The organism is Mitsuaria sp. GD03876 (genome assembly GCF_029840635.1).
Classification (GTDB): Bacteria; Pseudomonadota; Gammaproteobacteria; order Burkholderiales; family Burkholderiaceae_C; genus Roseateles.
Genome location: NZ_JAOCCU010000003.1, coordinates 187,421 through 211,892, shown reverse-complemented (window position 1 = coordinate 211,892; position 24,472 = coordinate 187,421). Strand labels below are relative to the sequence as shown.

Below are 24,472 nucleotides of genomic sequence, written 5' to 3'. Positions count from 1 at the left end.
GGCCGCGGGGTCGGGCGGGAAATCGGGGAGCGGCTCGAGGCACGCGCGAGGAACGACATGGGATCGCTACGGAGTGAAGGTCGCGGGCGTCGCCGGCGGGGCGACGGTCGCGGGGGTCGAAGGGAGGCGCCGGTCGGCGAGCAGCGTACCGTCTTCCATCTCGATCACCCGGTCGGCATGCCGCAGCAGGCGGGGATCGTGGCTGACGCACAGCACCGTGGAGCCGTGGGCGCGGGCGATGCGGTGCAGCAGGTCGATGACGACCTGGCCGCTCGCGGCGTCCAGCGCGCTGGTGGGTTCGTCGGCGAAAAGCAGCCGCGGCTGCTTGGCCAGCGCCCGGGCGATCGCCACGCGCTGCTTCTCGCCGCCGGAAAGCTCGGCTGGCCGCATCCGCAAGCGGTGCCCCATGCCGACCTCCTCGAGCGCCTCGCGGGCGCGGCGCGCGCTCTCGTCGCGGTCGATGCCCATGCAGCTCAGCGCCAGCTGGACCTGCTCCAGCGAGGTCAGCGCCGGGAAGAGGTTGAAGTTCTGGAACACGAAGGCGCTGGTCTTGAGCCGGAAGCGCTCGCGCTCGCGGCGGCTCAGCGTGGACAGGTCCTCGCCGCAGGCCACCACCGTGCCGGCGTCCGGCGCCTGCAGCCCGGACAGCAGCGCCAGCAGCGTGCTCTTGCCGCAGCCCGAGGGCCCGGCCACCAGCGTCAGCTCGCCGGGCATCACCGACACGGACACACCGCGCAGCACGTCCACGCGCTGCGCGCCGGTGGAGAAGGACTTGCTCAGCGAGCGCGCCTCGATGGTCGGCTCGGTGCCGTGCAGCGCGGCGTCGGGCGAGGTCCAGCCGGAAGCCGGCAGGCGCGGCTCGTCCCGGGGCGTCGCGTGCGTCGTCATCGAGGGGCTCATCGGGTTGGTCATCGGCGTCGTCATCGTCGTGGGCCCGCTCATCGCAGCAGCGTCGCGGGCTCGATGTCGAGCTGGCGCCGCACGGCCGACACGCTGGACAACAGCACCAGCACCACGACGATGCCCACGCAGCCCGCGGCCACCAGCGGCGTCATCGCCACCGGCACCTGGTGCGCGCTCGCCACCACCAGCAGCGCCGCGCCGACCAGCGCCGCGAACACCACGCCCACGCCGCCCAGCCAGGCGGCCTGCTCCAGCACCACCCGCACCATCGTGCCGCGGCTCACGCCCATCGCGTTGAGCGTCGCGTACTCGCGCGAGGAGCTGGCGATCGCCGCGCTCAGCGACTGCCCGGTGATCAGCGCGCCGACGGCGCACACGATGATCGACATGAACAGCACCGCGACGCCGGCGCCGGTGTCCACCAGCCAGTAGCGCTGGGTGCGCTCGGCGAAGGCCTGCGCGGTCCAGACCTCGTGGGGACCGAAGCGGCTGTCCGGACGGCTCAGCCGCTCGTGGGCCTCCAGCGCGGCGGCCGGGCTCGCGGTCCGGGCCAGGTAATAGGTCGCGCCGTCCTCCGCGCCGCGTCCGCCGATCGTCGCGGCCGTGTCCAGCGACGCGAGCACGTTGACGCCGCCCAGGCCGCGCAGCCCCGGCAGCGTGCCCACGACGCGCACCGGATGCGCGTTGATCCAGGCGCGGCCGCCGGGCTCGACGGCCAGCGTGTCCAGGTCGGACGGATCGACGATGACGGCGCCGGGTTCGCGCAGCCGCTCGCGCAGCGGCGCCGGCAGCAGGCGGGCAAACATCATCGCGTCGGCGCGCGTGGAGATGCCGGAGAGGTAGATCGACACGTTGCCGGCCGAACGCTCGGCGGCCCAGTCGGCGTCGACCCACAGGTAGGGCTCGACCGCCGTGACGGCCGGGTCCATGCGCAGGCGCATCGGCAGGTCGGGGCTGATGGCGCGACCGAAGTTCACGCTCTGCGTGCCCGGGTAGCCGACCCACAGGTCGCCCGAGGACGCGGTCACGTACAGCGAGGCGCTGCCGAAGATGCCCAGCACCAGCGCCGCCTGCACCAGCAGCAGCACGCCGGAGAAGCCGATCGACACGACCACCGGCACGAAGCGGCGCCATTCGTAGACCAGCGTCTTGCGGGCCAGCGCGATCATGGGCGGGCTCCGGGCGTCGCGGCTCGCGGCGTCGCGGCGGCGGGGGCCGGCGCGGAGGCGGCGGGCGTGGCGGTCGCGATCGGCGCGGCCGCCTGTGGGGCGGCGTCGGCGCGCGGCGCGGCGGCGGCTTGGGCTTCCTCGTCGACCGGCGGCAGCGGCGCGCCACCCAGCGCCTTGTACAGCGCGATGAACGCCGTCGAGCGGGCATGCCGCGCGCTGGCCAGGTCGGCCTGCGCCTGGAAGTCCAGGCGCCGCAGTTCGAGGCGGTCGTAGCGGCTGGACAGCCCCAGGCCCTGCAGCGTGGCCTGCGAGCCGAGCCGGCGCTCGACGGCCTCGCACGCGGATCCCAGCGCCTCGACCCGGTCGCCGGCGCGCGCGAGGCTGGACAGCGCGGTCTCGACCTCGTTGACGCCGTCCAGCACCGCCTTGCGGTAACCGATCAGCGCGGCGTCCAGCTCGTGTTCGCCGGCCTGCACGCGCAGGCGCCGCACGCCCCAGTCCCACAGCGGGATGTCGATCACCGGGCCCAGCGCCGGCTCGCTGCCGGAGTTGGTCCGGCGATTGGCCGTCAGGTTGTAGGCATAGAGGAAGGAGCCGCCCAGGTACAGCCGCGGGTACAGCGCCGAGCGGGCGATGCCCACGTCCGCGGCCGCCTGCAGCACGGTGGCCTCGGCGGCCTGGATGTCGGGACGCGTGCGCAGCAGGTCCGACGGCAGCTCGGCCACGCGCGTCGACGCCGGGCGGCTGACGCCGGCCAGCCGCTTCCAGGCGGGATCCGGCGCCGAGTGGCCCAGCAGCGTCGCCAGCGCGCGGGCGGAGGCCTCCTGCGCGTCGCGCAGCGCGGCCTGCGCCGCCTGGATCTGGGCGATCCGGATGCGCAGTTGGTCGGTCTCGTCGGCGGTGGACAGCCGCGCCTCCTGGCGCGCGCGGTCCAGGCCCAGCGCGTCCTGCTCCAGCGCCAGCGCCTCGTCCTGGCGCCGCAGCGCCTCGGCCTGCGACTGCAGCTCGAGGTAGCGCTGCACCACCTCGGCGACCACCGAGACGCGCAGCGCCTGGTCGCGCGCCTGCGTGGCGAGCCAGCCGGCCCGCGAGGCCTGGGCGACGCTCTCGGCCTCGCCGAACAGGCCCAGTTCCCAGACCATGTCCACGCTGGCATGGAAGTAGGTGTCGGTGGCGGAGGTGTCCTGCAGCGTCCGGGCGTTGGCGCTGATGACCGGGCGGAAGCGCCGCTCGTCCACCACCGACAGCGCCTGCACCTTGCGCAGCCGCGCCACCGCCTGCGCCAGGTCCAGGTTCTGCGCCAGCGCCTGGTCGACCAGCGCGTCCAGCACCGGGTCGTTGAAGGCCTTCCACCAGCCGCGCAGCGAGACCGCCGGCGCCGCCGCGGTGGCGGGGCCGGCCGGCGGCTCGGCGTTGGTCCAGGCGGCGGGCGTGGCGTCAGGCAGCGGCGGAGGCGGCTGGGTGGCGCAGGCCGTCAGCAGGGCGGCCGTCAGGACGGAGATCGAGCCGGCGGCCAGGGGACGGAACGGGGAAGACATGAGCAGGCGGCAAACCCAGGAGGCGGACGCGACGACCGGGGGCGGTCGCGTCGCGCTGGATCCGCCGGCGACGGCGGGACGGAGAGCGGAAGGAATGGGGGCCGGGCACAGCGGGGGCTCATTGCAGGAGGGGCCAGGTTCCCGGCGCCGGCGGGGCGCAGTCTGGCCGGCGACGATGGAGGGCGCGCTGCGAAATTGTGGAGATTCGATGGAGACGGGCGGGCGCATGGTCACGGGCCCGTCACGCGGCGCTTACCGGTTCACCATCACGATGCCGGCGGCCAGCCCGGCCAGCGCCAGCATCAGGCGCGGCGTGATCGGTTCGCCGAGCAGCAGCGCCCCGGCCAGCAGCCCGAACAGCGGCGTGCTCAGCGTGAAGCTGGACAGCTTGGTCGCCGGGTAATGGCGGATCAGCCAGAACCACAGCAGGTAGCTGGCGAAGGACACGATCACCGCCTGGAAGCCGAACAAGCCGGCGAGCCGCCAGGACCAGTCCAAGGGCACCGCCTCGCCGGTGGCCAGCGCGCCGGCGGCCAGCGCCAGCGCCGACACGGCCAGCTGGTACAGCAGCGTCTTCTCGGCGCTGGCCGAGGACAGCCGCGTCGCGCGGATCGCCAGCGTGGTGCCGCCCCACAGCAGCGCCGCGGCCACGCCCAGCGCGTCGCCCAGCCACTGCATCGGCTGCCCGGTGCCGTGCAGCCCCTCGCCGAAGGCGAAGGCCACCGCGCCGAACGCGACCAGCAGGCCCAGCGTCTGGCGCGTCGTCAGCCGCTCGGCCGGCGAGATCAGCGGCATGCCCAGCGCGACGACGAACGGCGACAGGTAGAGGAACACCACCATCCGCGACGCCGTCGTGTACTGCAGCCCGATGAAGATGCAGGCGAACTCGGCCGCGAACAGCAATCCCGCGAGCAGCCCGCCGGGCAGGCTGCCGTCAGGCCGGAACAGCGCGATGCCGCGCGCCGCGGCGAAACCCCAGACCAGTGCGCCGGCCAGGCCGGAGCGCAGCGCGGCCTGCCACAGCGGGCCGATCTCGGTCAGCGCGGCCTTGGCCGCGACCTGGTTCAGGCCCCACAGCAGGCAGCATCCGATCAGGATGACCACCGCCGTGCCGTCGAGTTGCTGCTTGCGTTGCATGGCGGCGGATCATGCCCGGCGGCGCGTCCGCAGCCGCGCGGCCAACGCACAGGCCAGCGCCGTCGCCACGCCGGCAGCCAGGCCGGTCAGATGCGCCAGCGGCGCGATGGCGATGCTCCAGCCGTCCCAGGCGCGCAGCGGCGGACCGGACAGCGGCCGCTCCGCCGCGACCTTGACCACCAGGCCGATCAGGATCAGCAGCCCGACCGCGCGTTCGCGCCCATGCGAGGCCCGCATCCGCAGCATGCCGATCGCCGCGACCGCCACGCCCGCGTGCAGCACGCCCGAGGCGCCGCCGAAGCGCGCCAGGCTGGGCTCGAACAGCAATCCGAACTGGGTCAGCGGCCAGGCCAGCAGCCAGGCCAGCGCATCGCGCGGGGTCAGCCGCGCGGCGACGCCGAGCAGCCCCACCACCGCGCAGCCGGCGAGGTTGGCGATCAGGTGCTGGGCGCTCCAGTGCAGCCAGGCCGCGCTGACGGCGCGCCACGGTTCCTGGAGGGCCCGGTCGGGCCGCCATTCGAGGGCGGCCTGCACGGAGGCCGGCTGGATCCAGACGACCATCGCGCCCACCGCCAGCGCCATGGCGACGAGGAGCCACGCGCGTCCCGGCATCCGCGGCTCCGCTGCGTCCCGGGGCGTCAGCCGAAAACGGCCCGCCAGAGCGCCAGCACCGCGTCGCGTTGCGGCGCGAGCGCCTCGGCGGCCTCGCCGTCGAGCGCGGTGGCCTGCTCGTCGAGCCGGGCCCGGTGCTGCACGCGGCGCAGCTCGCGGTAGGCGTCGGCGGCCGCGCGGCCGACGTCGGCCGGCAGCAGGCCGGCGGCCTCGGCGCGCTGCAGCAGCGCGATGTTGCCGGCGTTGGCCAGCAGCTCCGGATGCTGCGCCGAGTGCGCCAGGATCAGGTACTGGAGCGCGAACTCCGCGTCGACCATGCCGCCGGGGCTGTGCTTGACGTCGAAGAAACCGGCCCGCACCGCGCGCGCGGCGCGCAGCTTCTCGCGCATCGCGACGACCTCGTCGCGCAGCGCCGCCGGATCGCGCGGCGCGGTCAGCACCGCGCGGCGCGTGGCCTCGAAGCGCTCGGCCAGCGACGCGTCGCCGGCGCAGAAGCGCGCCCGCGTGATCGCCTGGTGTTCCCAGGTCCACGCGGTGTTGCTGCCGCGGCCGCCCTGGTAGCGCTCGAAGGACGCGATCGACGTGACCAGCAGGCCCGAGTTGCCGTTGGGCCGCAGCGCGGTGTCGATGTCGAAGAGCTCGCCGGCCGCGGTGCGCAGCGTCAGCCAGGTGATCAGCTTGCGGATGAAGCCGCCGTAGATCTCGGCGGCGTTGTCGTCGTCGTCATCGAAGAGGAACACCAGGTCCAGGTCGCTGCCGTAGCCCAGTTCCTTGCCGCCGAGCTTGCCGTAGGCGATCACCGCCAGGCGCGGCGCCGGGCGGTGCTTCTGCTTGAGCCGGTCCCAGGCCCAGTCCAGCACGCATTGCAGCGTCGCGTCGGCCAGCAGCGAGAGTTCGTCGGCGACCTGCTCGACGCTGATCTGGCCCTCGACGTCGCGCACCAGCGTTCGGAACACCTCGGCATGGTGGGCGCGGCGCACGCTGTCCAGCAGCGCGTCCTCGCTGGCCTCGCCGTGCTCGGCCCAGGCGTCGTGGCGCGCCTGCAGGTCCTGGATGAAGGCCGCGCCGTCGAAGCGCTCATGCAGCAGCCGCGCGTCGGCCAGTTCGTCGATCACGCCGGGATGCTGCATCAGGTAGCGCATCGGCCAGCGCGCCAGGCCCAGCAGCCGCAGCAGCCGGCCCTGCACCGCCGGCCGTTCGACCAGCAGCGCCAGGTAGCTCTCGCGCCGCAGCAGCGGCTCGATCCAGTCGACGAAGCGCTGCGCCGCGTCGAGCGTGCATTCGCCCTGGCGCACCGCCAGCGCCGCGCGGCCGACCAGCTTGGCCAGCCGCAGCCGCGATTCCTCGCGCAGGTTCTGCACCCGCGCCTGCTGCGCCCAGCGGCGCACGTTGGCGGCCAGCTCGGGCGGCAGCTTGTCGAGGAACTCCTCGCTGTCGATCGGCAGCGGCGGCCCGCCGCACACGCCGTTCTTGCAGCCGCCCTTGCCGCCCGGCGCGACGCCGTCGTGCAGCAGCGCGTCGAACTCGGTGGCGACCAGCTCGCGCACCTCCATCAGCTTGTCCAGCAGTGGGCAGGCGTGGCTGTTGCAGGTCAGGCACAGGCTGCGCGCGATCCAGCCGATGTCCTCGTCCGCGGACGGCAGGCAGTGGGTCTGCTGGTCGTCCAGGTACTGGATGCGGTGCTCGACGCGGCGCAGGAAGTCGTAGCCCTTGGCCAGCGCGGCGGCGGTCTCGGGTTTCATCAGGCCACGCGCGGCCAGCCGCGTCAGCGCCTTGAGCGTCGAGCGGGTGCGGATCTCGGGGAATTGCCCGCCGCGCACCACCTGCAGCAGCTGGACGATGAACTCGATCTCGCGGATGCCGCCGCGCGACAGCTTGACGTCGTTGGCGCGCTCGGGGCGGCCGGCGGCGCGGCGCTGGGCCTCGTCGCGGATCTTGCGGTGCAGCTGCCGCAGCCCCTCGAAGACGCCGTAATCCAGGTAGCGCCGGTAGACGAAGGGCGTCACCAGGCTGCGCAACTGCATCGCGCGGCCGGACTTGACGCTCTCGCGCGGCGCGACGACGCGGCTCTTGAGCCAGGCGAAGCGTTCCCACTCGCGGCCCTGGACCAGGAAGTACTCCTCCAGCATCGCCATCGACACCGCCGGCGGGCCGGAGTTGCCGTTGGGGCGCAGCGCCAGGTCGACGCGGAAGACCTGGCCGTCCTCGGTGACGTCGCCGATCAGCGTCGACAGGCGACGCGAGAGCTGCGCGAAGTATTCATGGGCGGAGATCCGCTGCCGGCCCGGGCCGGCGTCGGGGCCTTCGGTCTGGCCGTCTTCCTCGTAGACATAGATCAGGTCGATGTCGGAGGAGACGTTGAGCTCGCGTCCGCCGAGCTTGCCCATGCCGACGACCCAGAAGTCGATGTCCTGGCCGACGGCGTCGCGCGGCGCGCCGTACTGGGCGTCGAGCTCGGCGCGGCAGTGCGCCACGCCGATGTCCAGCGCGACCTCGGCCAGGTGCGTCATCGCCTGGGTGATGTCGGTCATCGGGGCGCCCTGCTCGATGTCGAGCACCGCCAGCCGTTCCATCACCAGCTGGCGCATCACCCGCAGCGCCGCGGGCAGCGGGCGGCCGCCTTGCCGGAGCTGCTCGACGACGGCGCGCATGACGGCGTCGTCCGGCAGGCCGGGCGGCAGCATGGGGAGATCGGCCGCGTAACGGCGGCGGATGCGCTGAACGAAACGGCTATGGTCCGCGGTCGCGGCCGGAGAAACGCCGGCCGGATCGGGGTTTGCCGTGGCAACTGAATCCATCGGTAAAGAAAGCTCTCGCTGGCTCGTGGCCGGAACGGCTGTGCCAAAATCGGCGACCGCCGTCCCCTCCTACATGTCTTCGTCCGCCGTCACCAGCACTGACTCCGGTTCCGCGGTCGCGACGCGACGCTGGTGGGCACGTTGTGCCCTCTGGCTCGGGCTGACCTCGCTGGGGCTTTTCTCCCTGCTGATCGCGGCCTGGCTCGCGTTGCACTGGGCGATTCTGCCCCACATCGACGACTGGCGGCCCCAGCTCGAAAAGCAAGCCACCCAGGCATTGGGGGTACCCGTGAAGATCGGCGCGATCAGCGCCAAGTCCTCCGGCTGGATCCCCACGCTGGACCTGCGCGACGTGCGCGTGGTCGACGCCGCCGGCCGCGAATCCCTGCACCTGCCCCGCGTCAGCGCCTCGCTGTCGCCGCGTTCGCTGCTGGCGCTCGAGCTGCGTTTCTCCCAATTGCTGCTGGACAGCCCCGAGCTGCTGCTGCGCCGCGACGCCCAGGGCCGCGTCTTCATCGCCGGGCTGAGCGTGGACGGTCCGTCCGACGCGCAGGCGTCCGAGGCCGCCACCGACTGGTTCTTCGAGCAGCACGAGTTCGTGATCCTGCATGGCCGCATCCGCTGGGTGGACGAACTGCGCGCGGCGCCGCCGCTGGAGCTGTTCGACCTGAACCTGGTGCTGCGCAACGGCCTGCGCCGCCACCGGCTGCGGCTGGACGCGACGCCGCCGGCCGGCTGGGGCGACCGCTTCACGCTGCGCGGCGAGTTCACCCAGTCGCTGCTGGACCGGCCCGGCGCGCTGCAGCGCTGGAGCGGCCAGCTGTTCGGCCACCTGCCGCGCACCGACGTGCGCGAGCTGCGCCGCTACGTCGACCTGCCGGTCGAACTCAGCGAAGGCGACGGCGCGCTGCGAGCCTGGCTGGAGCTGGAGCGCGGCGAGCCCCGCAGCCTGACGCTGGACATGGGCCTGCGCGCGGTGCGGCTGCGCGTCGCGCCGGGGCTGCCGGAGCTGGAACTGGCCAAGATCGGCGGCCGGCTGGTGCTCAAGCAGACGCCGCAATCGCTGTCGCTGGAGGCGAAACAGCTCGGTTTCCAGGCCGGCGACGGGCTGGACTGGCCGAAATCGGACTGGGCGCTCGAAGTCAAGCGCGACGCGAAGACCGGCGCGCTGACCGGCGGCGACTTCCACGCGCAACAGCTGGACCTGGCGCTCGGCGCGCAGATCCTGTCGCGGCTGCCGCTGGCCGAGACGCAGCGCCAGCTGATCGCCGACATGAAACCGGGCGGCCTGCTCAACGCGGTCCAGGTGCACTGGGACGGCACGCTGGACGCGCCGCGCGCCTACCGCGCCAAGGGCCAGCTGCAGGGCCTGCAGCTGACCGCCGCGGCGCCGGAGCCGCCGGCCGACCCGGGCTCGTCGCCGCCGACCGGCCGGCCCGGCGTCCGCGGCGCCGATTTGCAATTCGACGCCACCGAGCAGGGCGGCACCGCCACGCTGGCGATCCGCGACGGCGAGGTGACGCTGCCCGGCGTGTTCGAGGAAGCGACCGTGCCGCTGAAGCAAGCGCAGGCGACGCTGCACTGGCGCGCCCAGCGCCCGCTGGCGGCCGGCGGCAAGCGCGCGCCGGCCACGGCGATACCGGCGACGGCGCCGGTCCGGCCGCTGGCGGCGGCCTCCGTCGCATCGGCCGCGTCCGCGCCGGGCGAGCCGCGCACCCGCTGGACCGTCGAGTTCAGCGATGTCCAGCTGCTCAACGACGACCTGCATGCCGAGATCGACGGCAGCTGGCAGAGCGGCGAAGGCAAGCGGCCGCATGACTCGGGCCGGCTCGACCTGACCGGGCGCATCGACGAGATCCGCGCGCCGCGCGTGCTGCGTTACCTGCCGGCGTCGATGGGCCATGACGCGCGGCGCTACGTCCGCGACGCGATCCGCGACGGCACGGTCCACAAGATCCAGGTGCGGATGCAAGGCGACCTGGTCGACTTCCCCTTCGACGCGCCGCGCAGCAAGGGCCAGTTCCGCGTCTCGGGCCAGGTCCGCGACCTGACGCTGGCCTATGTCCCGAGCCATCCGGCCGAGGGCGAGCAGCCGGCCTTCCAGTCGCCCTGGCCGCAGATGGAGCAGCTCGACGCCGAGCTGGTCTTCGACCGCGCCGCGATGGCCATCCGCAACGGCAAGGCCAAGCTGATGGGCGTGGACCTGGTCAACGTCCAGGGCACGATCGCGGACCTGTACCACCACGCGCCGGTGCTGGAGATCGATGGCCAGGCGCGCGGCGCCTTCGCCGACGCGCTGCGCTACGTGAAGAGCTCGCCGGTCGCGGCGCTGACCAGCCATGCGCTGGACACGACCACCGCCACCGGCGCGATGGCGCTCAAGCTCAACCTGCGGCTGCCGTTGATGCACATCGACGACACGACGGTGAAGGGCCAGGTCACGCTGGCCGGCAACGACGTCCGCATGCGGCCCGACACGCCGCTGCTGGGCCAGGCCAAGGCGCGGATCGAGTTCGACCAGAAGGGCCTGCAGGTCCGCGGCGGGCAGGCGCGGGTGCTGGGCGGCGACGCCACCTTCGACGGCGGCAGCCAGCCCGACGGCACGATGCGCTTCGCCGCGCAGGGCACGGTCACCGCCGAGGCGCTGCGCGCCACGCCCGAGCTGGGGCTGCAGCAGATCGCCTCGGCGATGACGGGGCAGACGGCGGTCAGGTTCGAGCTGGGCGTGCTCAAGGGCGGCCAGACCGAGATCACGGTGACCAGCCCGATGCAGGGCATCGCGGTGGCGCTGCCGGCGCCGATGCACAAAGCGCCGGAAGAGACCTGGCCGCTGCGCGTGGCCACGCGCGCGGTCAGCGCGCCGGCCGGCGCGACGCGCGACGAGTTCCGGGTCGACGCCGGCCCGCTGCAGGCGGTCTACCAGCGCGACACGACCGGGCACGAGGCCAAGGTGCTGCGCGGCGCGATCGCGGTGCGCGAGAAGCTGCCCGAGCTGCCGGCGCAGGGCGTGGTGGCCCGCGCGACCTTCGACCAGGTCAATGCCGACGCCTGGCAGACCGCGCTGCCGGCGCTGACCGGCGCGAAGGAAGGCGCGGTGCTGGACAGCGCGCCGGAGGGCGGCTACGCGCCGTCTCAGCTGACGCTCAAGGCGCAGACGCTGCAGGTGGCGGGCCGCACGCTCAATGCCGTCACCGCCGGCATCTCGCACGACGCGGGCGCGGGCTGGCGCGTGTCGATGGACGCGCAGCAGCTCAGCGGCCTGATCGAGGTCCGCGCGGCCAAGGGCAACCAGCCGGGCCGGGTCTACGCGCGGCTGTCGCGGCTGTCGGTGCCGCGCAGCGACGTCGACGGCGTCGAGCAGCTGCTCGACAAGCAGCCGCGCTCGGTGCCGACGCTGGACATCGTCGTCGAGGACTTCGAGCTGCGCGGCAAGCGGCTGGGCCGGCTCGAGATCGACGCGCAGCAGCAGAGCGAGGCGCGCGACTGGAAGCTCGACCGGCTGGTGCTCAAGAGCCCGGACGCGACGCTGAGCGCCTCCGGCAAGTGGGCGCCCGAGGCCGGCCAGGCGACGCGGCGGACCGAGCTCGACTGGAAGCTCGACGTCGCCGACGCCGGCAAGCTGCTGGAGCGCCTCGGCCAGGGCCAGGTCCTGCGCGGCGGCAAGGGCGAGCTGACCGGCCAGGTGGCCTGGCGCGGCTCGCCGCTGTCGCCGGACTACGCGAGCATGGGCGGCCAGCTCAACGTCTCGATGGAATCGGGCCAGTTCCTCAAGGCCGAGCCCGGCGTCGGGCGGCTGCTGGGCGTGCTGAGCCTGCAGTCGATCCCGCGCCGGCTGATGCTGGACTTCCGCGACGTGTTCTCCGAAGGGTTCGCCTTCGACAACGTCACCGGCGACATCCGCATCGCCAAGGGCGTGGCCCGCAGCGACAACCTGCGCATGAAGGGCCTGCAGGCGGCGGTGCTGATGGAAGGCAGCGCCGACCTCGCGGCCGAGACGCAGGACCTGCACGTGCTGGTGCTGCCCGAGATCAATGCCGGCGGGGCGGCGCTGGCCTACGCGGCGGTCAACCCGGCGATCGGGCTGGGCGCGTTCCTGGCGCAGTGGCTGCTGCGCAAGCCGCTGGCCGCGGCCAACACCGAGGAATTCCGCGTCACCGGCACCTGGTCCGATCCCCGCATCGAGCAACTGCCGCGTCGTGCGCAGCCGCAAGGCAGCTACAACACGACCGCGCAAGGAGAAGCCGTCCAATGAGCACGTCCACCCCGCATGCCGCGCCGGTCACGGTCGCGGCGGTCCAGATGGTCTCGACCACCCGGCTCGAGGACAACCTCGCGCGCGCCCGCCACTGGATCGCCGAGGCGGCGCGCCAGGGCGCGTCGCTGGTCTCGCTGCCCGAGTACTTCTGCCTGATGGGGCACAAGGACACCGACAAGCTGCCCTTCGCCGAGCAGCCCGGCGACCTGGACGCGCCGATCCAGGGCGCGCTCAGCCGCGCGGCGCGCGAGCACGGCGTGTGGATCCTCGGCGGCACGCTGCCGATGGCGATCGACGGCCAGCCGGTGCCGGCCGAGCGGGTGCGCAACACCACCTGCGTGTTCGCGCCGGACGGCTCGCTGGCGGGGCGCTACGACAAGCTGCACCTCTTCTGCTACGACAACGGCCGCGAGCGCTACGACGAGGCCCGCGTGCTGGAGGCCGGCGAGGCGCCGGTGACGGTGGAGGCGCCCCTCGCCGGCGGTGCCGCGCTGCGCATCGGCCTGTCCATCTGCTACGACCTGCGCTTCCCCGAGCTGTACCGGGCGATGAGCTTCAGCGGCGCGCGGCCGCTGGACCTGATCAGCGTGCCGGCGGCCTTCACCTTCACCACCGGGCAGGCCCATTGGGAGCTGCTGCTGCGCGCCCGCGCGGTCGAGAACCAGGCCTACGTGATCGCCGCCGCCCAGGGCGGCACGCATGAGAACGGCCGCCGGACCTGGGGCCACAGCATGGTCGTCGACCCCTGGGGTGAGGTGCTGGCCTGCGTGCCCGAGGGCGAAGGGCTGGCGGTGGCGCAGCTCGATCCGGCGCGGCTCGCGCAGGTGCGGGAGCAACTGCCGGCGCTGCAGCACCGGCGGCTCTGACCCGCGAATCCGGTCCACTTCGGACGATCGCCCCGCGGCGCGCGCAGGCAAGATGCCCGGCATGACCGCCCGCCGCCCTGCCCGTTCCCTCCGTTCCGCGCTCGCGCCGCTGGCCGCCGCGGCCTGCGCCTGCGCGCTGATCGCGGGCTGCGGCGCGCCGGCCCGGCCGCTGGAGGCCTCGCTGACCGACATGGAGTCGCTGCAACTGCGCTCCTGGGTCAGCCCGCAGCTGCGCCGCAACATCGACCTGCTGCCGATCGTCGGCGGCCAGGAGACCTCGCGCTGGTGGGGCACGCGGATCAACGACATGACCTTGAACCAGACCTACCAGGAGTCGCTGCGACGCCTGGGGCTGATGCCGGACGTGCCGGACACCGGGCGGTTCCAACTGAAGGTCGAACTGCTGGCGCTGGCGCAGCCCAACGTGCCGGTGGCGCCGGAGGTGGCGCTGTCGGTCCGCTACACGCTCAGCGAGCGGGCGGCTGGGGGTGGCAAGGTGCTTTACCAGCGCACGCTGCGCACGACGCAGAAGGCCGGCATCGACGACAGCCTGAACCCGACGGAACAGCTGCGCATCGCCACCGAAGCCGCGCTGCGCAACAACATCGCGGATCTGGTCCGCGAACTCGCCTCCCTGTCCCTCCCCGGCTAGTCCCGGTCACAAGACCGCGAAGGGCCACGGTCCCAAAACCGCGGAAGTCCTCGGTCGCAAAACCGTGCAAGTACGGTCGTGATGCAGGGACGGTGAGGCGTGGGGTTTGGGCGCTTGCCGCCCGGGCCCCATGACTCGGCGGCCAACGCCCGTGCCGCGGCAGGACCAGCAAACCCCTCGCGAACCAACCCTTCCCCATATTCGAATTCAGCATATTCCCGACCCCGGAATATGCATATGAGCATTGATTGCTTGCCAATCGCCGGGTAATCCCTAACGATCACGGGTTTTCGCCCCAAAGAGGCGCATGACCGCAACTGGAGCCAGTTGCGCCGAGCGTCCATCTTTCTTCCGTGATCGAACTCCAAAACCTGCACAAGTCTTATCTGGTCGATGGCCGCCGCATTCCGGCGCTGACCGGCGTGGACTTGCGGATCGAGCCCGGCGAGGTGTTCGGCATCATCGGCGCCTCGGGCGCCGGCAAGAGCACGCTGCTGCGGGTGATCAACCTGCTGGAGCGTCCTGACAGTGGCCGCGTCGTCGTGAACGGCCAGGACCTGCAGGCGCTCGACGCCCCCGGCCTCCGCGCCGCCCGCCAGAAGATCGCGATGATCTTCCAGCACTTCAATTTGCTGAGCTCCCGCACCGTCGCGCAGAACGTCGCCTGGCCGTTGCGCATCGCCGGCTGGGACGCCGCGCGCATCGCCCCGCGGGTGGCGAGCCTGTTGGCCCGCGTCGGCCTGGCCGACCAGGCGGACAAGTACCCGGCGCAGTTGTCCGGCGGCCAGAAGCAGCGTGTCGGCATCGCCCGCGCGCTGGCGCTGGATCCGCAAGTGCTGCTGTGCGACGAAGCCACCAGCGCCCTCGACCCCGAGACCACCCGTTCGATCCTGGACCTGCTGGCGGAGCTCAACGACGAGCTGAAGCTGAGCATCGTCCTCATCACCCATGAGATGGACGTGGTGCGCCGCGTCTGCGACCGCGTCGCGGTGCTCGAGGGCGGCCGCATCGTCGAGACCGGCCCGGTGGCGCAGGTCTTCCTGCATCCGCGCTCGGACACGGCCCGGCGTTTCGTGCTGGCCGCCGAGCATGTCGACGAAGGCGAGCAGCGCGACGACTACGCGCACGTGCGGGGCAGCCTCTGGCGCCTGACCTTCTACGGCGAACGCACCTACGAGCCCCTGCTGGGCGAGGTCGCCCGTCACGCGAACCTGGATTTCGGCATCCTGGCCGGCCGCATCGACCGCATCAAGCGCCAGCCCTACGGGCAGCTGACGATCGCGATCAGCGCCGGCGACCGCGCCGCCGCGCGCAAGCTGCTGGCCGACCGCGGCGTGCAGGTCGAGGAGCTGCGCGCATGAGCCTCGCCGCCACCCCCACCCTGCTGCAGACGCTCCAGGCGATCGACTGGTCCGAGATCACCCTGGCCGGCGGCGACACGCTGCTGATGCTGGGCGGCTCGCTGCTGTTCACCGCGCTGCTGGGCCTGCCGCTGGGCATCGCGCTGTACCTCGTCGACCGCGACCGGCTGCTGTCCTCGCCCCGGCTGTACGGGCTGCTGTCCTTCGTCGTGAACGTGCTGCGCTCGCTGCCGTTCGTGATTTTGCTGATCGTGCTGATCCCGTTCACCTTGCTGGTCACCGGCACCTCGCTGGGCGTGGCCGGCGCGATCCCGCCGCTGGTCGTCGGCGCGACGCCGTTCCTGGCGCGCCTGGTCGAGACCGCCCTGCGCGGCGTCGACCGCGGCATCGTCGAAGCCGGCCAGGCCATGGGCGCCAGCACCCGCCAGATCGTCTGGCAGGGCCTGCTGCCCGAGGCGCTGCCCGGCATCGTCTCCGCGCTGACCGTCACCGCGATCACGTTGGTCGGCTACACGGCGATGTCCGGCGTCATCGGCGGCGGCGGCCTGGGCGATTTGGCCATCCGCTTCGGCTACCAGCGTTTCCAGACCGAGGTCATGGTCGTCACCGTCGTGCTGCTGCTGGTGCTCGTCCAGCTGCTGCAGATGCTGGGGGACTGGCTGGTCGCGCGCGTCTCGCATCGGTGAGGCCCGCCGGGCCTCGCGTCATTCACTCGAACACACGATCCATCAGAGGAGTTGGACCCATGAAACAACTGATCGCCGCCGCCATCGCGGCCCTGTCGCTGGCCGCCGCCGGCACCGCCTCGGCCGAGAAGCTGAGCGTCGCCGCCACCGCCGTCCCGCACGCCGAGATCCTGAACCTGGTCAAGCCCGAGCTGGCCAAGCAGGGCGTCGAGCTCGAGGTCAAGGTCTTCACCGACTACGTGCAGCCCAACGTGCAGGTCGCCGAGAAGCGCCTGGATGCCAACTTCTTCCAGCACAAGCCCTACCTGAACGAGTTCAACAAGGGCAAGGGCACCCACCTGGTGGCCGTGGCCGCGGTGCACGTGGAGCCGTTCGGCGCCTACTCGACCAAGCACAAGACGCTGGCCGCGCTGCCCGAGGGCGGCACCGTCGCGATCCCCAACGACCCGACCAACGGCGGCCGCGCGCTGCTGCTGCTGGACAAGGCCGGCGTGATCAAGCTCAAGGACAAGGCCAACATCCTGTCCACGCCCAAGGACATCGCCGAGAACCCGAAGAAGCTGAAGTTCCGCGAGATCGAGGCCGCCACGCTGCCGCGCATCCTGCCGCAGGTCGACCTGGCGCTGATCAACACGAACTACGCGCTGGAAGCGAAGCTGAATCCGTCCAAGGACGCGCTGGCGATCGAGGGCGGCGAATCGCCGTACGCCAACTGGCTGGTCACCCGCGACGACAACCAGAACGCCCCGGCCGTGAAGAAGCTGGCCGCCGCGCTGCAGAGCGAGGCCGTCAAGCGCTTCATCCAGACCCAATACAAAGGCGCGGTAGTTCCGGCGTTCTGATCCCCGCTCGCCGCCCGATGCGGCGTAGCGATAGCCGCATAGCGCCCCGCACCTGCGGGGCGCTTGCATTTGGGAGACGGTTACCGCGCATTTGTGCCGGTGGTCGAACGCCGCTTCGCGGCACCATGGCGCCCTCCTCCCTTGCCCGGGTCCGGACGCCCGCGCGGGCGCACGACCCGACCCTTCCGTGTCCGAACTCTCCGCGGTCCTGCCGCAGTTCTTCCTCTTCCGGGACGGCGATCCCACGCTGCTGCTCAGCGGCCGCCACGACTGGCCGATGGTGCTGCTGTCGCTGGTCGTGGCCTCGCTGACCTCGGCGCTGGCGCTGCAGGTCGCGGGCATGGCCAAGCCGGCCGTCGGCTGGCGCCGCCAGATGATCCTGGCCACCGGCGCGCTGGCGCTGGGCGGCGGCATCTGGGCGATGCACTTCATCGGCATGCTGGCCTTCCAGCTGTGCGCGCAGGTCGGCTTCGACGCCGGCCTCACCGCCGCCTCGATGGTCCCGGCGCTGATCGCGTCCTGGGTGGCGCTGGCGCTGCTGGCCCGCCACCGGCTGGATGTCTGGCGGCTCGCGGTCGGCGGCGTGCTGGTCGGCGCCGGCATCGGCGCGATGCACTACACCGGCATGGCGGCGATGGAGATGTCCGTCGCGCTGCGCTACGACCCGGCCTGGTTCGCCGCCTCCATCGTGGTGGCGGTGCTGCTGGCGATGCTGGCGCTGTGGATCCGCTTCGGCCTGGCCGGCGTGCTCAGCAAGCCCTGGGCGATCGCGCTGGGCGGCGTGGTGATGGGCTGCGCCATCGCCGGCATGCATTACACGGCGATGGGCGCGGCGCGGTTCGTCGGCACCGCCGACGGCCCCTGCAACGGCAGCATCGCCAACGCCGGCTGGCTGGCCCTGGCCGTGACGGTGATGGCGCTGGCCATCAGCGCGATCACCGCCGGCGCCAACGGGTTGCTGGCGCTGCGCCGGCTCAACACCGAGCTGCTGGCCGAGCGCCAGCGCATGCTGCTGATGGAGCAGGCGCTGCGCGACAGCGAGACCAAGTACCGCACCGTCATCGCCAACAGCCCCGGCGTGACCTTCCGCTGCCGGCTCGACGAGAACTGGTCGATGCTGCTGATCAACGATGCGGTCGAGGCCCTCACCGGCTGGACCGCCGACGACTTCCTGGCCGGGCGCCAGCATTTCGCGGCGCTGATCCATCGCCACGACCAGGCGCGGGTGAACGCGGCGGTGGAGATCGCCATCGCCGCCGACGCGCCCTATGCGATCGAGTACCGCGTCCACACCCGCGACGCCGGGGAGCGCTGGGTCTCCGAGCGCGGCCGCGCGGTGCGCGACGGCCACGGCGCGCCGCAGTGGATCGACGGCGTGATCCTGGACATCACCGAACCGAAGCGGCTGCAGCGCCAGCTCGAGGAGGCCAAGGAGCGCGCCGAGGCGGCCGCCGCGGCCAAGAGCGCCTTCCTGGCCAACATGAGCCACGAGATCCGCACGCCGATGAACGCGATCCTGGGCTTCACCGAGCTGCTGCTGGACACCACGCTGACCGACGCGCAGCGCCGCCACCTGACGACGGTGCGGGGCTCGGCGCGTTCGCTGCTGGCGCTGCTCAACGACATCCTGGACACCGCCAAGCTGGACAAGGGCGCGATGGAGCTGGAGGTGGTCGACTTCTCGCTGCGCGTGGTCTGCGAGCAAGCGCTGAATTCGCTCCGGCTGCTGGCGCAGCGCAAGAACCTGGCGCTGCACCTGGACTATCCGGACGCCGCGCCGCGTTTCTTCCTGGGCGACCCGCTGCGCGTGCAGCAGGTGCTGCTGAACCTGGTCGGCAACGCGATCAAGTTCACCGAGCACGGCCAGGTCACGCTGCGCATGCGCCAGGACGGCGGCCAGGTGCACCTGGCGGTCGTCGACACCGGCATCGGCATCGCGCCCGACCGGCTGGACCGCATCTTCGACGCGTTCGCGCAGGCGGACGCCTCGACCACGCGCCGCTTCGGCGGCACCGGCCTGGGCACGACGATCTCGCGCCAGCTGGTCGAGCGCATGGGCGGCCGCATCACCGTCGAGAGCGAACTCGGCCAGGGCAGCACCTTCCACGTCCGGCTGCCGCTGCCGGCGGGCGACGCGGCGCGCGCCGAATCCGACGCGCCCGACGCCGCCGTGGCGCTGCCGCCGCTGCGGCTGCTGGTGGCGGACGATGTCGCGCAGAACGGCGAGCTGCTGCAGCTGGTGCTGTCGCGCGAGGGCCACCAGGTCACGCTCGCCGCCGACGGGCTGCAGGCGCTGAAGGCCTTCTCCGACGAGCGCTTCGACGCGGTGCTGATGGACGTCCACATGCCGGGGCTCGACGGCCTGGGCGCGACGCGCCGGATCCGCAACTTCGAGCAGGCGCAGGGCCGCGGGCACACGCCGGTGGTCGCGCTGACGGCCAGCGTGCTGGAGGAAGACCGCCAGGCGGCGCTGGCCGCCGGCATGGACGGCTTCGCGGTCAAGCCGGTGGAACCGGCCCGGCTGTTCGCCGAGATCGCCCGGGTGCTGGGCCTGACGCCGGGCCGCTCGGCCGCGGCGGCGGGACCGGTGCCGGCGACGCGCCACGCGGTCGAGACGCGCGCCATCGGCATCGCCGCCGGCGCGCTCGACTGGCAGCAGGGCCTGCGGCTGTGGGGCAGCGTCACCGCCTGGCAGCGCGGCCTGCGCCGCTTCGCCGAGGAGCAGCGCGACGGCGTCGCGCGGCTGCACCAGCTGACGCACGGCCGCCAGTGGATCGAGATGCGCGGCCTGGTGCACCGCTGGCGCGGCGTGGCCGGCAGCCTGGCGATGCCGCGGCTGCTCGCGGCGGCGCAGCCGGTGGAATCGGCGCTCCGCCTGGGCCGGCAGGAAGACTTGATGGCGCTGGTCGACGCGCTGGCGCTGGCGCTGCAGGACACGCTGGACGCGATCGGCGAGCTCGACGGCGGGCCGGCCGGTTTCGCCGCCAGCGCGCCGGCGCCGCTGGCCGCCACCTCCTCGGCCGAACTGGCCGTGGCCGCCGAGACGCTGCGCACGAAGAAGCAGCTGATCGACCGGCTGGCCGCGGCGCTCAAGCGCAGCGAGCTCGACGACGAGTCGCTGGCCGCGCTGCGCGAGGCCTTCGGCGCCGAGCGCGTCGGGCCGCTGGCGCGCGCGCTGGACGATTTCGATTTCGACGCCGCGCTGCAGCTGCTGCAGTCGCTGCGCACGCAGCTCAGCCTCGCCGCGCCCGCCGCGACGGCGACGCCATGACCGTTCCCATGACGACTGCCTCCCTTCACGCGCCGCGCGACGCGGCGCCCCTGGACCACCGCCCCAAGCTGCTGCTCGTCGACGACGAGCCGGCCAACCTGCAGGTGCTGCGGCACGTGCTGCAGGACGACTACCGGCTGCTGTTCGCGCGCGACGGGCACAAGGCGCTGGAGCTGGCCCGGGCGGAGGCGCCGCAGCTGGTGCTGCTGGACATCATGATGCCGGGCATGAGCGGGCTGGACGTGTGCCGGGTGCTGAAGTCGCAGCCGGCGACGCGGCGCACGCCGGTGATCTTCGTGACGGCGCTGGCCGACACGCGCGACGAGACCGAGGGCTTCGACGCCGGCGCGGTGGACTACATCGCCAAGCCGCTGAGCCCGCCGGTGGTGCGGGCGCGGGTGCGCACCCACCTGTCGCTGGTGCGCGCCGACGAGCTGCGCGAGACGCGCCTGCAGATCGTGCAGCGGCTGGGCCGCGCGGCCGAGTACAAGGACAACGAGACCGGCTGGCACGTGGTGCGCATGAGCCACTACGCGCAGCTGCTGGCGCGGGCGGCCGGCTGGACCGACCACGCCGCCGACGACCTGCTGCATGCCGCGCCGATGCACGACGTCGGCAAGCTGGGCATCCCCGACGCGATCCTGCAGAAGCCCGGTCCGCTGACCGAGGCCGAGTGGGAGGTCATGAAGCGCCACCCGGCCATCGGCGCCGAGATCCTGGGCGACCAGACGACCGGGCTGCTGGGCCTGGCGCGGCGCATCGCGCTGGCGCACCACGAGAAGTGGGACGGCAGCGGCTACCCCGAGGGGCTGGCCGGCGAGGCGATCCCGCAGGAGGCCCGCATCGTCGCCATCGCCGACGTCTTCGACGCGCTGACCAGCGTGCGGCCCTACAAGCCGGCGTGGCCGGTCGAGCAGGCAGTGGCCCATCTGCGCGCGCAGGCCGGCCGGCATTTCGATCCGGCGCTGGTCGAGCAGTTCATCGGCGTGCTGCCGCAGGTGCTCGAGGTCAGGGAGCGTTTCCTCGAGGAGGAGTGACCGCGCCCGGCGCGGAGGCCGCGTCCGACGACGCGGCCGCGCCCGCCACCCCGGCGAGCGCCTGCTGCCGCGACGGCAGCGCGGTGCCGAGGTGCTCCCACCAGTGATCGTCCTGGCCGTGCGACGGCGGCGCGGGATAGGTCCCGTCCGCCTCGACGCGGCGCAGCCGGTAGAACGCCAGCTCGCCGGTGGAGGGGTTCTCCAGCGCATGGAAATCGCCCGGCGTGCCGCGGCGGTCGGCCGTGAACGCGCGCAGCGCCAGCACCTGCCGAGCGAAGTGATACGCCCGCTCGGAATGGAGCGTGGGGCCGAACGGATAGGCGTCGACGACCTGCTTGCCATGGACGTACAGGCGCGTGCCCTCGGTGCGCGGCGCCGGGGACGAGGCGGGATCGCGCAGCAGCGCCGCTTCCTCGGCGTAGCTGGCCAGCGGCGCACCGGTCGTGCCGAAGGGATCGGTCCCCTTGAAATGAACCAGCGCCAGGCCGCTCGGCGGCAGCATCGCCAGGCGGGCACGCCCCATCGCCACCGTGCCGATGCGCGTCGCCCCGGTGCGGCGCTGGGTGAAGACCAGGGCCGGCCCGTCGCCCGCGTACATCGCGGTCGCGCCGCAGCGCAGCGTCGTCAGCGCCACCCGCGGCGAGATCATCGTGTACGCGATCGTCATCGGAACACTCCAGCCCTCCGCCATCTGGAGGGCCGGCGCATTCTTCGGACGGTCGACTGCGCCCTCAATGACCCGGACCCGGGCTCGTCACGGGGCGCGCCGACCGGCATGCGTCAGCCGCCAGCGTGTCGCGGGCGTGGCGTTCGGCGCGCGGCGGCGGCGGTTATGGCCGTCCGCCAGAAGGTGATGCTCGCAATCCCGAGTCGCCGCGGCCCGGCGCGCGCGGCGCCGGAATAATGCGCGCCCATGGTGCTGAACTTCATCTGGATCGGGTTCTTCCTGATCGGCTTCGCGGTCGCGCTGGCGCGGCTCGTCCAGGGCGACCTGACCATCTTCACGCAGGTGCTGACCGGCATCTTCGACACCGCCAAGACCGGCTTCGACATCTCGCTGGGCCTGGTGGGCGTGATGAGCCTGTGGCTGGGCCTGATGAAGGTCGGCGAGAACGCCGGCGTGATCCAGCTGTTCGCCCGCGCGATGGGGCCGTTCTTCGCGAAGATCTTCCCGGAGGTGCCGCGCGGCCACCCGGCCGGCGGCTCGATGGTGATGAACTTCTCGGCCAACATGCTCGGCCTGGACAACGCCGCCACGCCGCTGGGCCTGAAGGCGATGAAGGAACTGCAGGATCTCAATCCGCGCAAGGACACCGCGTCCAACGCGATGATCATGTTCCTGGTGCTGAACACGGCGGGCATCACGCTGATCCCGACCTCGGTGATCGCGATCCGCCAGGCGATGGCGGTGGACCAGGGCCTGGTGGGCTTCAACGCGGCCGACATCTTCCTGCCCACGCTGGTGGCGACCTTCATCTCGTTCATGTCGGGCCTGATCGCGGTGGCGTGGGTGCAGCGCATCAACCTGTTCAGCGCGCCGGTGCTGGTGTTCGTCGGCGGCTTCGTCGCGATCATGGCGGCGGTCTTCGGCTGGCTGCACAGCTATCCGCCGGAGGTGATGTCGCAGTACATCGGGCTGCTGGGCAGCGGCGTGATCCTGAGCATCATCGTGATGTTCATCGCCGTCGGCGCCTGGCGCCGCATCAACGTCTACGAGTCCTTCGTCGAGGGCGCCAAGGAGGGCTTCGGCGTCGCGGTGCAGATCATTCCCTACCTGATCGCGATCCTGGTGGCGATCTCGGTGTTCCGCACCACCGGCTGCATGGAGTTCGTCGTGCGGGGCATCGCCGCCGGCGTGGCCTCGCTGGGCCTGCCGACGGACTTCGTGCCGGCGCTGCCGGTCGGGCTGATGAAGACGCTGTCGGGCAGCGGCGCGCGCGGGCTGATGGTGGACGTGCTCAAGACCTACGGCGTGGACAGCTTCGAGGGCAAGCTCGCCGCGATCATCCAGGGCTCGACCGAGACCACCTTCTACGTGCTCGCTGTCTACTTCGGCAGCGTCAACATCAAGAAGACCCGCTACGCGCTGACCTGCGGGCTGCTGGCCGACGTCGTCGGCCTGGTGGGCGCGATCCTGGTCGGGTACTGGTTCTTCAAGTGATCCAGCCGGAGGACGGCCGAAAGACGGCCGGGCCGCGCGTCACTCGACGCGGTCGCGCCCGTTCGCCTTGGCGCGGTAGAGCGCCGCGTCCGCGCGCGCGAGCAGCTGGTCGATGCTGACGTCGCCCAGCTGCGCGACCGCCACGCCGATGCTGGCCGTGCACGGCGGCACGTCCGGCGCGGGCACGTGCGCCGCCAGCGCCTCGCGCACCCGCTCCGCGGACGCGCGCGCGGCCTCGGCATCGGTGGAGGGCAGCAGGATCACGAACTCCTCGCCGCCGTAGCGGCCCAGCCGGTCGGTCGCGCGCAACTGCCCGCGGATCGCGGCGACCGCCTCGGCCAGCACCCGGTCGCCGGTCTGGTGGCCGTGGCGGTCGTTGACCAGCTTGAAGTGGTCGATGTCGAGCAGCAGCAGCGACAGCGGCTGGCCGTAGCGGCGCCAGCGGTCGAATTCCTCGCCGCCGGCCTGCAGCACCGCGCGCCGCGTCAACGCGCCGGTCAGCGCGTCACGGGTGGCCAGCAGCTCGAACTCCTCGCGCACCCGCTCGCTGGCCATCAGCAGCACGCCCACGCTCAGCAGCAGCACGCTGAAGCAGTAGCTGGCGATGTAGGCGGTCTGCACCGTCGTCATCGCGAAGCGCGACGACTGCGCGCCGTCGACCCAGAAGCTGGCCAGCCCGCGTCCGACCAGCACCGCCGCCTGCAGCGCCAGCGTGCCGGCGATCAGCCGCGCCGCGAAGCCGCGGCCGTCGCGCCGCACCAGCCAGGCATGCGCCAGCACGCAGGCCGTCATCGTCGCGGTGAACACGACCATGCGGACGCGGTAATCCGGCCGGATCAGGAACCAGGTCAGCACCGCCAGGCTCAGCAGCGCGATGCCGCCCCACAGCCGCCAGGTCACCGGCCGGCCGAAGAAGCGCTGCGATCCGAAATAGAACAGCCCGCAGCCGGTCAGCAGCAGCGCGTTGCCGGTCTGCGCGACGACGAAGTCCGGCAGCGCGCCCTGCATCGCGTACACGCCGGCGGCCAGCGCGCAGGTCATCGGCGCCAGCGACCAGGGCAGCAGGCCCTGGATCGTCGACGGGTAGTTGCGCCGCACGCCGAGCAGCACCGCCCCCATGACGGCCGCCATCAAGGCGGTCATGACGGTGATCGAGCGGGGGTCGAGTTGCATGAGCCCGGCAG

The 24,472-nt window shown here is 72.6% G+C and carries 17 protein-coding genes; 9 read left to right on the top strand and 8 right to left on the bottom strand.

Annotation, left to right across the window (positions count from 1 at the left end):
• Positions 1-66: 66 nt before the first annotated feature.
• The 6 genes from N5D62_RS03630 to glnE all read right to left on the bottom strand — a co-directional run bounded on the left by N5D62_RS03630 (position 67) and on the right by glnE (position 8,157).
• Positions 67-942 (bottom strand): ABC transporter ATP-binding protein, encoded by an 876-nt coding sequence (locus N5D62_RS03630; RefSeq protein ID WP_279756188.1) that lies wholly within the window; start codon positions 940-942, stop codon positions 67-69.
• The gene (locus N5D62_RS03625; protein WP_279756186.1) at positions 939-2,072 is read right to left on the bottom strand and encodes an FtsX-like permease family protein; all 1,134 of its coding nucleotides are present in this window, start codon (positions 2,070-2,072) and stop codon (positions 939-941) included. The genes N5D62_RS03630 and N5D62_RS03625 overlap by 4 nt, the downstream gene beginning before the upstream one ends.
• Positions 2,069-3,610: an efflux transporter outer membrane subunit gene (locus N5D62_RS03620; RefSeq protein ID WP_279756184.1), complete on the bottom strand. Its 1,542-nt coding sequence runs from the start codon at positions 3,608-3,610 to the stop codon at positions 2,069-2,071. The genes N5D62_RS03625 and N5D62_RS03620 overlap by 4 nt, the downstream gene beginning before the upstream one ends.
• Before the next feature lie 252 nt (positions 3,611-3,862).
• Positions 3,863-4,747, bottom strand: coding sequence for a DMT family transporter (locus N5D62_RS03615; RefSeq protein ID WP_279756182.1), 885 nt, complete (start codon positions 4,745-4,747; stop codon positions 3,863-3,865).
• A 9-nt stretch (positions 4,748-4,756) separates the two neighbouring features.
• Positions 4,757-5,359 (bottom strand): rhombosortase, encoded by a 603-nt coding sequence (rrtA, locus tag N5D62_RS03610; protein WP_279756180.1) that lies wholly within the window; start codon positions 5,357-5,359, stop codon positions 4,757-4,759.
• A gap of 26 nt (positions 5,360-5,385) precedes the next feature.
• Positions 5,386-8,157 carry a bifunctional [glutamate--ammonia ligase]-adenylyl-L-tyrosine phosphorylase/[glutamate--ammonia-ligase] adenylyltransferase gene (glnE, locus tag N5D62_RS03605; RefSeq protein WP_279756179.1) on the bottom strand — a complete coding sequence of 924 codons (2,772 nt, stop codon included), beginning with the start codon at positions 8,155-8,157 and terminating at the stop codon, positions 5,386-5,388.
• A 73-nt stretch (positions 8,158-8,230) separates the two neighbouring features.
• Between glnE and N5D62_RS03600 the strand changes: the two genes are divergently transcribed.
• The 8 genes from N5D62_RS03600 (at position 8,231) to N5D62_RS03565 (ending at position 21,127) form a co-directional block, all read left to right on the top strand.
• Entirely contained in the window at positions 8,231-12,409 is a 4,179-nt protein-coding gene (locus tag N5D62_RS03600) for a YhdP family protein (RefSeq protein WP_279756178.1), read from the top strand.
• Entirely contained in the window at positions 12,406-13,278 is an 873-nt protein-coding gene (locus N5D62_RS03595) for a carbon-nitrogen hydrolase family protein (protein WP_279756177.1), read from the top strand. The genes N5D62_RS03600 and N5D62_RS03595 overlap by 4 nt, the downstream gene beginning before the upstream one ends.
• A 61-nt stretch (positions 13,279-13,339) precedes the next feature.
• Positions 13,340-13,930: a hypothetical protein gene (locus tag N5D62_RS03590; RefSeq protein ID WP_279756176.1), complete on the top strand. Its 591-nt coding sequence runs from the start codon at positions 13,340-13,342 to the stop codon at positions 13,928-13,930.
• 353 nt (positions 13,931-14,283) lie between these two features.
• A complete protein-coding gene (locus tag N5D62_RS03585; protein ID WP_279756175.1) occupies positions 14,284-15,291 on the top strand; it encodes a methionine ABC transporter ATP-binding protein in 1,008 nt (335 codons plus the stop codon).
• Positions 15,288-15,977: an ABC transporter permease gene (locus tag N5D62_RS03580; RefSeq protein WP_279756174.1), complete on the top strand. Its 690-nt coding sequence runs from the start codon at positions 15,288-15,290 to the stop codon at positions 15,975-15,977. The genes N5D62_RS03585 and N5D62_RS03580 overlap by 4 nt, the downstream gene beginning before the upstream one ends.
• Positions 15,978-16,036: 59 nt before the next feature.
• Positions 16,037-16,819 (top strand): MetQ/NlpA family ABC transporter substrate-binding protein, encoded by a 783-nt coding sequence (locus N5D62_RS03575; RefSeq protein ID WP_279756172.1) that lies wholly within the window; start codon positions 16,037-16,039, stop codon positions 16,817-16,819.
• A gap of 187 nt (positions 16,820-17,006) precedes the next feature.
• Positions 17,007-20,090 carry an MHYT domain-containing protein gene (locus tag N5D62_RS03570; protein ID WP_279756171.1) on the top strand — a complete coding sequence of 1,028 codons (3,084 nt, stop codon included), beginning with the start codon at positions 17,007-17,009 and terminating at the stop codon, positions 20,088-20,090.
• Between the two features lie 8 nt (positions 20,091-20,098).
• The gene (locus tag N5D62_RS03565; RefSeq protein WP_279756170.1) at positions 20,099-21,127 is read left to right on the top strand and encodes a two-component system response regulator; all 1,029 of its coding nucleotides are present in this window, start codon (positions 20,099-20,101) and stop codon (positions 21,125-21,127) included.
• Here the strand turns inward: N5D62_RS03565 and N5D62_RS03560 are convergent.
• Positions 21,099-21,794 carry a hypothetical protein gene (locus N5D62_RS03560; RefSeq protein ID WP_279756169.1) on the bottom strand — a complete coding sequence of 232 codons (696 nt, stop codon included), beginning with the start codon at positions 21,792-21,794 and terminating at the stop codon, positions 21,099-21,101. The two genes, N5D62_RS03565 and N5D62_RS03560, sit on opposite strands and share 29 nt — an antisense overlap.
• A gap of 246 nt (positions 21,795-22,040) precedes the next feature.
• Here N5D62_RS03560 and N5D62_RS03555 point away from each other — a divergent pair, with 246 nt between their 5' ends.
• On the top strand, positions 22,041-23,288 hold the full coding sequence (locus tag N5D62_RS03555) for a spore maturation protein (RefSeq protein ID WP_279756167.1): 1,248 nt from the start codon (positions 22,041-22,043) through the stop codon (positions 23,286-23,288).
• Between the two features lie 39 nt (positions 23,289-23,327).
• Here N5D62_RS03555 and N5D62_RS03550 read toward each other — a convergent pair whose 3' ends face one another.
• Positions 23,328-24,461: a GGDEF domain-containing protein gene (locus N5D62_RS03550; protein ID WP_279756155.1), complete on the bottom strand. Its 1,134-nt coding sequence runs from the start codon at positions 24,459-24,461 to the stop codon at positions 23,328-23,330.
• Between the last annotated feature and the right edge of the window lie 11 nt (positions 24,462-24,472).